This is a genomic window from Mycobacterium sp. 1423905.2 (assembly GCF_001673155.1).
Taxonomy (GTDB): Bacteria; Actinomycetota; Actinomycetes; order Mycobacteriales; family Mycobacteriaceae; genus Mycobacterium.
The window spans coordinates 1-7,571 of record NZ_LZLE01000068.1; the positions used below are offsets into that span (position 1 = coordinate 1).

General features: G+C 65.2%; 12 protein-coding genes. All 12 read left to right on the forward strand.

Going from position 1 to position 7,571, the window contains the following annotated elements:
- Positions 1–540 (forward strand): DUF4436 domain-containing protein (locus A9W95_RS04015; protein WP_156745990.1); only part of this gene is annotated, 540 nt, incomplete at its 5' end.
- Positions 541–664: 124 nt separating this feature from the next.
- Positions 665–1,528 carry a DUF4436 domain-containing protein gene (locus A9W95_RS04020; protein WP_082982881.1) on the forward strand — a complete coding sequence of 288 codons (864 nt, stop codon included), beginning with the start codon at positions 665–667 and terminating at the stop codon, positions 1,526–1,528.
- A 168-nt stretch (positions 1,529–1,696) separates the two neighbouring features.
- Positions 1,697–2,605 carry a DUF4436 domain-containing protein gene (locus A9W95_RS04025; RefSeq protein WP_253851553.1) on the forward strand — a complete coding sequence of 303 codons (909 nt, stop codon included), beginning with the start codon at positions 1,697–1,699 and terminating at the stop codon, positions 2,603–2,605.
- Positions 2,606–2,636: 31 nt separating this feature from the next.
- Positions 2,637–4,124: an HNH endonuclease signature motif containing protein gene (locus A9W95_RS04030; protein WP_067409339.1), complete on the forward strand. Its 1,488-nt coding sequence runs from the start codon at positions 2,637–2,639 to the stop codon at positions 4,122–4,124.
- Between the two features lie 193 nt (positions 4,125–4,317).
- A complete protein-coding gene (gene rplN, locus A9W95_RS04035) occupies positions 4,318–4,686 on the forward strand; it encodes a 50S ribosomal protein L14 (RefSeq protein WP_003403649.1) in 369 nt (122 codons plus the stop codon).
- On the forward strand, positions 4,687–5,004 hold the full coding sequence (rplX, locus tag A9W95_RS04040) for a 50S ribosomal protein L24 (RefSeq protein WP_067409340.1): 318 nt from the start codon (positions 4,687–4,689) through the stop codon (positions 5,002–5,004). It begins immediately after the preceding gene.
- A 1-nt stretch (position 5,005) separates the two neighbouring features.
- The gene (rplE, locus tag A9W95_RS04045; RefSeq protein WP_067409341.1) at positions 5,006–5,569 is read left to right on the forward strand and encodes a 50S ribosomal protein L5; all 564 of its coding nucleotides are present in this window, start codon (positions 5,006–5,008) and stop codon (positions 5,567–5,569) included.
- A gap of 2 nt (positions 5,570–5,571) precedes the next feature.
- Positions 5,572–5,757 carry a type Z 30S ribosomal protein S14 gene (locus tag A9W95_RS04050; RefSeq protein WP_011739072.1) on the forward strand — a complete coding sequence of 62 codons (186 nt, stop codon included), beginning with the start codon at positions 5,572–5,574 and terminating at the stop codon, positions 5,755–5,757.
- Positions 5,758–5,772: 15 nt separating this feature from the next.
- Positions 5,773–6,171: a 30S ribosomal protein S8 gene (gene rpsH, locus A9W95_RS04055; protein ID WP_067409342.1), complete on the forward strand. Its 399-nt coding sequence runs from the start codon at positions 5,773–5,775 to the stop codon at positions 6,169–6,171.
- A gap of 11 nt (positions 6,172–6,182) precedes the next feature.
- Positions 6,183–6,722: a 50S ribosomal protein L6 gene (rplF, locus tag A9W95_RS04060; protein WP_067409343.1), complete on the forward strand. Its 540-nt coding sequence runs from the start codon at positions 6,183–6,185 to the stop codon at positions 6,720–6,722.
- Between the two features lie 41 nt (positions 6,723–6,763).
- The gene (gene rplR, locus A9W95_RS04065) at positions 6,764–7,132 is read left to right on the forward strand and encodes a 50S ribosomal protein L18 (RefSeq protein ID WP_156745991.1); all 369 of its coding nucleotides are present in this window, start codon (positions 6,764–6,766) and stop codon (positions 7,130–7,132) included.
- A gap of 19 nt (positions 7,133–7,151) precedes the next feature.
- A partial coding sequence (locus tag A9W95_RS04070) for a 30S ribosomal protein S5 (protein WP_067409345.1) occupies positions 7,152–7,571 on the forward strand: 420 nt, incomplete at its 3' end.

Consider the following 7,571-nt stretch of genomic DNA (forward strand, 5'->3'; position numbering starts at 1 on the left):
GTCAGCACGACGATCGAGGCGCACGGTGACCCCGGCAACTGGCCGTTCGACAGCTACAAGACAGAGCAACTTTCAGCCGATGTGTTGGTCGGTACGGGCGACAATCGAAAGAGGATTCCAGCGCGGGTAGAAGTCACCGGCTCGCTGGACGGGTGGGAAGTGAGCTTAACGCGGGTGCATTCCAGCGGTGATCCTGGGCCGGCATCGCGCGTGCGGGACAACTCTGACGTCGTCGTCAAACTGCAGCGGGCGAAAGGCCCACTGATCTTCGACTTGTTCATCTGCGCGGTTCTCGTCACCCTGCCGACCTTGGCGTTGTTGGTGGCGGTTCCGATGGCATTGGGCAGGCGAAAGTTCGTGCCGCCGTTCGCAACTTGGTATGCGGCCAACTTGTTCGCCATTGTCCCACTGCGCAACATTCTGCCCGGATCACCGCCGCCCGGGGCGTGGATCGACCAGGCCATCGTGCAGTGGGTGCTCATCGCGTTGACCGTGGCGATGAGTCTGTACATTCTGGCCTGGGTGAGGCAGTCGGACTGAGTCTTCGCTGAATCGCGGGCGGCGGTGAGGTTCGTTGCTACGATTCGACCCCGTGTCGCAAGACGAGGCGGTGCCCCTAGCTAACGATTCGGTGGAAGCCGCCCCGGCGCCCGAAACCAAGCACATGTCGCGCCGCAAGCACCTGGTGCTGGACACGTCCATCATTATCGGCGTTGCCGTGCTCTACGTCTTGTCCCTGCTGGGCTATCACTGGCTGGCGAGCACGCCGGGACCCTTGCCCAAGCCGGACGTGGGTACCACGGCGGACACGGTGGTGTTGGTGCGGTTCGAGCAACTGCACACCGTCGCCAACCGGCTCGATGTCAAAGTGCTTGTGCTACCCGATGATTCGATGACCGATAAACGACTGAACGTAATAACCGTCGACGCCACGGTGCGGTTGTATCCCGGTAACGACTCGGGGGACCTGCACTATCCGGTAGGCAAAACTCCCGCCCAGGTTGCCACGACCATCGAAGCTCACGGTGACCCGGCGAACTGGCCGTTCGACACCTACACCACCGACCCCATCCACGCCGACATGCTGGTGGGCTCCGGCGAGCATCGCGCGCCGAAACCCGCCCGGGTGGAAGTGACGGGAACCCTGGACGGTTGGGACATCCAGGTGCAGCGGGTGGGGGATTCCAGCAGCAGCACGTCGGATCGGCTCGACGACGTCGTCATCACCTTGCAGCGGGCCAAGGGACCGTTGGTGTTCGATCTCGGCATCTGCCTGGTGCTGTTCACCCTGCCCACGCTGGCGCTGTTCGTCGCCATCCAAATGGTCACCGGCCGTAGGGAATTCCTGCCACCGTTCGGCACCTGGTATGCCGCCATGCTGTTTGCCGTCGTGCCACTGCGCAATATTCTGCCCGGCTCGCCGCCGATGGGTTCCTGGATAGATCAGGCCGTGGTGATCTGGGTGCTGATCGCGCTGGCCACCGCGATGGTGGTGTACATCGCCGCGTGGTACCGGCACACGCGTTAAGGTCCACGCTTGGCGTACGGCTGGTCGAAACGCCGTGTTAACGCTGGTGGCGCCGAGTGTTAAATGCTCGTAGCGTCGCTCATTAGCGGCTGCTAGCAAACACACACGTGGATAACATCTCACTGCGTGACGGTGTCGAAAGAACACGTCCTGGCCGAGACTTTCGCGCTGCCCGGCCACGGGAACCCGGTTGCGCCCGCGCAACCGGCGCCCGTTGGCAAGCCGCGACGACGGCACTTCGTCATCGATGTTTGCGTCGTCCTAGGGGTCGTCGTCATCTATCTGCTGTCGCTGGTCGGCTATCACTGGCTTGCCACCGCGCCCGGTCCGCTCGCCGAGCCCGATGTCAGCACGGTCGACAACACCGTGGTCCTGGTGCGTATCGAGCAGTTGCACCATGTCGAACATCGGCTCGACGTCAAAGTGCTTGTGATGCCCGATGATTCGATGGTCGACAAGCGGCTCGGCGTGTTGACTGTGGACACTTCGGTGCGGTTTTTGCCGCGCAACGACTTAGGTGACCTGCAGTACCCGATCGGCAAGTCGCCGGCCCAAGTGGCCACGACCATACCCGCGCACGGCGAACCCGGAGACTGGCCGTTCGACGTCTATCGGACCGACACCATCCAGGCCGACGTGTTGGTCGGGTCGGGGGAGAATCGTCAGTACAAACCGGCTCGGGTAGAAGTCACCGGATTGCTGGAGGGGTGGGACATCTCCGTCGCGCGAGTCGGGCGCAGCAGCCCCGACCCGGCCCGCCCGGACAACGTCGTCATCACTTTGCAGCGGGCCAAGGGGCCCCTGGTATTCGACCTCGGGATCTGCCTGGTGCTCATCACGCTGCCGACCCTGGCGCTGTTCGTCGCCATCCAAATGCTGACCGGACGCCGCAAGTTTCTGCCGCCGTTCTCGACCTGGTACGCCGCGATGCTGTTCGCCGTCGTGCCATTGCGCAACATCCTTCCGGGCGCGCCGCCCACGGGTTCGTGGGTGGATCAAGCCGTCGTGATCTGGGTGCTGATTGGGTTGGCCACTGCACTGGTGCTCTACGTGGCCGCCTGGTATCGATCCGAGTAGATTGTCGTAGGCCGGTGGCATAATCGAACACATGTTCGATGATGTGATCGCGCGATTCAACGAGCACTTCGAGCGGTGCTATCCGTCGACGACCGCGCAATCCGCCGCCCACATCGAGCAGATCGCGGCGATGGCGCGCGTCGAGAACCGTGCGGCGGCCGCCCAACTGGCTGCGATCGGTGAATTGTTCGCCTACCGGCTGTCGCGCTGTTCTGAGACTGAGGACTGGGCGGTGGACACCATGGAGGCGGTGGCTGCCGAGGTCTCTGCGGCGTTGGGAATCAGCCAGGCATTGGCGTCCAGCCGGGTCGGGTACGCCCGGGTGATGCGCGAGCGCCTCCCGCGGGTCGCCGACCTATTCAAAGCCGGCGACATCGACTTCCGGATGTTTCAGACCATTGCCTATCGCACCGAGTTGATCACCGACCGCGAGGTATTGGCCGCGGTGGACGACGAGTTGTTCGTTCGGGTGCCGCGCTGGTCATCGCTGAGCCGGCAGCGGCTGTCCGGACTGGTTGATGCGATCGTGGTCAGAGTCGACGCCGACGCGGTACGCCGGCGCCGCGAGCGGCACAACGACCGCGAGGTGTGGATCGGTGACTTGGAGGACGGGATGTCTCAGCTCGAAGGCATCCTGATGACCCCGGATGCTCGCGCCTTGGATCAGCGGCTCACGGCCCTGGCACGCACGGTGTGCGAACACGACCCGCGAACTCACGCTCAACGCCGCGCCGATGCGCTGGGTGCGCTGGCCGCCGACGCCGACCGGCTGGGCTGTCGCTGCGGGCGCCCCGATTGTGCGGCCGGCACCCGGCCCGCGTCTTCCCCGGTGGTCATCCATGTCATCGCCGAGCAAGCCGCGCTGAGCGGCACCGGTGGCGCGTCGGCTTCGCTGGTGGGAGCCGACGGGCTCATCACCCCCGAACTGCTGGCCGAGTTGGCCGCTTCGGCGAAGCTGGTGCCGTTGGTGCATCCCGCCGATGCCCCACCCGAGCCGGGCTACACGCCGTCGAAAGCGTTGGCCGACTTCGTGCGGTGCCGCGACCTGACGTGCCGCTTCCCCCACTGCGATCGCCCTGCCGCCGTGTGCGACCTCGACCACACCGTCCCGTACGCCCAGGGCGGGCCGACCCACGCATCGAACCTCAAGTGCTACTGCCGGCTGCACCACCTGATCAAAACCTTCTGGGGCTGGCACGAAAAGCAACTTCCCGACGGCACCTTGATCCTGACCTCACCCGCCGGCCATACCTACGTCACCACCCCTGGCAGCGCCCTGCTTTTCCCGAGCCTGTGCTCGGCCACCGGCAACCTTCCGACGTCAGAAGCCGGCGCGCCCGAGGCCTACTGCGGCGAACGCACCGCGATGATGCCCAGACGCCGCCGCACCCGCGCCCAGAACCACGCCAGCCGCGTCGCCACCGAACGCCGGCAAAACCACAACGCTCGTACAACCCGCCGGGCAGAATGTTGGACCGGGTGGGACTCACCGGACGAAGGCGAACCGCCGCCCTTCTAGCTATCTCGACGAATTTGGCTCTGAGCTGGTCGTCCCCTAGACTCTAGGGGTTGCCTTGGGCAGACCTCGGCTGGTGCGTGCAAGCGTCATCGGCCCCGCGTGCCCTTCGGAGACACAAACCGCGCACGTCAGGTTGTTTGGTGAGTGTTGCTTGCCTCCTGCCGTGCACACGCATACCAGGTCAGGAGATCGAGTGATTCAGCAGGAATCGCGGCTGAAGGTCGCCGACAACACCGGCGCCAAGGAGATCTTGTGCATCCGGGTGCTCGGTGGTTCGTCGCGACGCTATGCCGGAATCGGTGACGTCATCGTCGCCACCGTCAAAGACGCCATCCCCGGCGGCAACGTCAAGCGTGGGGACGTCGTCAAGGCTGTCGTCGTGCGCACCGTCAAGGAGCGTCGGCGCCCAGACGGCAGCTACATCAAGTTCGACGAGAACGCGGCGGTGATCATCAAGCCCGACAACGACCCGCGCGGCACCCGCATCTTCGGGCCGGTCGGCCGCGAGCTGCGGGAGAAGCGGTTCATGAAGATCATCTCGCTGGCCCCGGAGGTGTTGTAGATGAAGGTCCACAAGGGCGACACGGTGCTGGTGATCGCCGGCAAAGACAAGGGCGCCAAGGGCAAGGTGCTGCGGGCCTACCCGGACCGCAACCGCGTGCTGGTCGAGGGCGTCAACCGGATCAAGAAGCACACCGCGATCTCGACCAACCAGCGTGGCGCCCGATCGGGCGGCATCGTCACCCAAGAGGCGCCGATCCACGTCTCGAACGTGATGGTCGTCGACTCCGACGGCAAGCCCACCCGCATCGGCTATCGGGTCGACGAGGAGACCGGCAAGCGCGTCCGTATCTCCAAGCGCAACGGCAAGGACATCTAAAGTGACCACCACAGAAAAACTTCAGCCGCGCCTCAAAGAGCGCTACCGCAGCGAGATCCGGGACGCCCTGAACCAGCAGTTCGGCTACGCCAACGTCATGCAGATCCCGACCGTCACCAAAGTCGTGGTCAACATGGGCGTGGGCGAGGCCGCCCGGGACGCCAAGCTGATCAACGGCGCGGTCAACGACCTGTCGCTGATCACCGGGCAGAAGCCGGAGATTCGCCGCGCCCGCAAATCCATCGCGCAGTTCAAGCTCCGTGAAGGCATGCCGATCGGGGTGCGGGCCACGCTGCGGGGAGACCGCATGTGGGAGTTTCTCGATCGGCTCACTTCCATTGCCCTGCCGCGTATTCGGGACTTCCGCGGTCTGTCGCCCAAGCAATTCGACGGCGTCGGCAACTACACCTTCGGCTTGGCCGAGCAGTCGGTGTTCCACGAGATCGATGTGGACAAGATCGACCGGGTCCGAGGCATGGACATCAACGTCGTCACCTCGGCGACGAACGACGAGGAAGGACGGGCGCTGTTGCGGGCGCTCGGCTTCCCCTTCAAGGAGAACTGAGCATGGCGAAAAAGGCATTGGTCAACAAGGCCGCGCGCAAGCCGAAATTCGCGGTGCGCGGCTACACCCGCTGCAGCAAGTGCGGCCGCCCGCGCGCGGTGTTCCGCAAGTTCGGGCTGTGCAGGATCTGCCTGCGCGAGATGGCGCACGCGGGTGAACTGCCCGGCGTGCAGAAGAGCAGTTGGTGACGGGGGGCTGACGATATGACTATGACGGACCCCATCGCGGACTTCCTGACCCGTCTGCGCAACGCCAACTCGGCGTACCACGACGAAGTGAGCCTGCCGCACTCCAAGATCAAGGCGAACATCGCCCAGATCCTGAAGAACGAGGGCTACATCACCGACTTCCGCACCGAGGATGCTCGGGTGGGTAAGTCGCTGGTCGTGCAACTCAAGTACGGCCCCAGCCGGGAGCGCAGCATCGCGGGCTTGAAGCGCGTGTCCAAGCCCGGCCTGCGGGTGTACGCCAAGTCCACCAACCTGCCGCGCGTGCTCGGTGGCCTTGGCGTCGCGATCATTTCGACGTCGTCGGGTCTGCTCACCGACCGTCAGGCAGCCAGACAGGGCGTGGGCGGCGAAGTCCTCGCGTACGTGTGGTGAGGGGTTAACAAATGTCGCGTATTGGTAAGCAGCCGGTTCCGATCCCGGCCGGAGTCGACGTCACGATCGACGGCCAGAAGATCTCGGTCAAGGGTCCCAAGGGAACGCTGGACCTGACCGTGGCGGAGCCAATCACGGTGGAGCGCAACGAAGATGGCGCCATCGTGGTCAACCGTCCCAACGACGAGCGGCGCAACCGCTCGTTGCACGGACTGTCGCGCACGCTGGTGTCCAACCTGGTCACCGGTGTGACCGAGGGTTACACCACCAAGATGGAGATCTTCGGGGTCGGTTACCGCGTGCAGCTCAAGGGCTCCAACCTCGAGTTCGCGCTGGGCTACAGCCACCCGGTGGTCATCGAGGCCCCCGAAGGCATCACGTTCGCGGTCCAGGCGCCGACGAAGTTCACGGTGTCGGGCATCGACAAGCAGAAGGTCGGTCAGATCTCGGCGAACATCCGCCGCCTGCGCCGTCCCGACCCGTACAAGGGCAAGGGCGTGCGTTACGAGGGTGAGCAGATCCGCCGCAAGGTCGGAAAGACAGGTAAGTAGTCATGGCGCAAACTCAGGCAGCTGCAGCTGAGCGCAAGCCGGTGGGGCAGAACATCTCTGCGACCCGGCGGGTGTCCCGAGTGCGGAGGCACGCGCGGCTGCGCAAGAAGATCTCCGGCACCGACCAACGGCCCCGTCTGGTGGTGCACCGGTCCGCGCGGCACATCCACGTGCAACTGGTGAACGACCTCAACGGCACCACCGTGGCCGCCGCCTCGTCGATCGAAGCCGACGTGCGGGGGCTCGAGGGAGACAAGAAGGCCCGCAGCGTGCGCGTCGGCCAACTGATCGCCGAGCGCGCCAAGGCGGCCGGCATCGACACCGTGGTCTTCGACCGCGGTGGATACACCTACGGCGGACGGATCGCGGCGCTGGCCGATGCCGCACGCGAGAACGGATTGAGTTTCTGATGAACGGAAGGACCGCATAATGGCGGAGCAAACGGCCGGGGGCCAGGGCGGCCCAGACAGCCGGGACAGCCGCGAGGGGCGGGGTCGCCGTGACGGTGGCGGCCGCGGCGGCCGTGACCGCGACGGTGACAAGAGCAACTACCTAGAGCGCGTCGTCGCCATCAACCGCGTTTCCAAGGTGGTCAAGGGTGGCCGGCGGTTCAGCTTCACCGCGCTGGTCATCGTGGGCGACGGCAACGGGATGGTCGGTGTCGGCTACGGCAAGGCCAAGGAAGTCCCGGCCGCGATCGCCAAGGGCGTCGAGGAGGCTCGCAAAGGCTTCTTCCGGGTACCGCTCATCGGCGGCACCATCACCCACCCGGTCCAGGGTGAGGCCGCGGCCGGTGTGGTGCTGTTGCGCCCCGCCAGCCCCGGTACCGGTGTCATCGCCGGCGGTGCG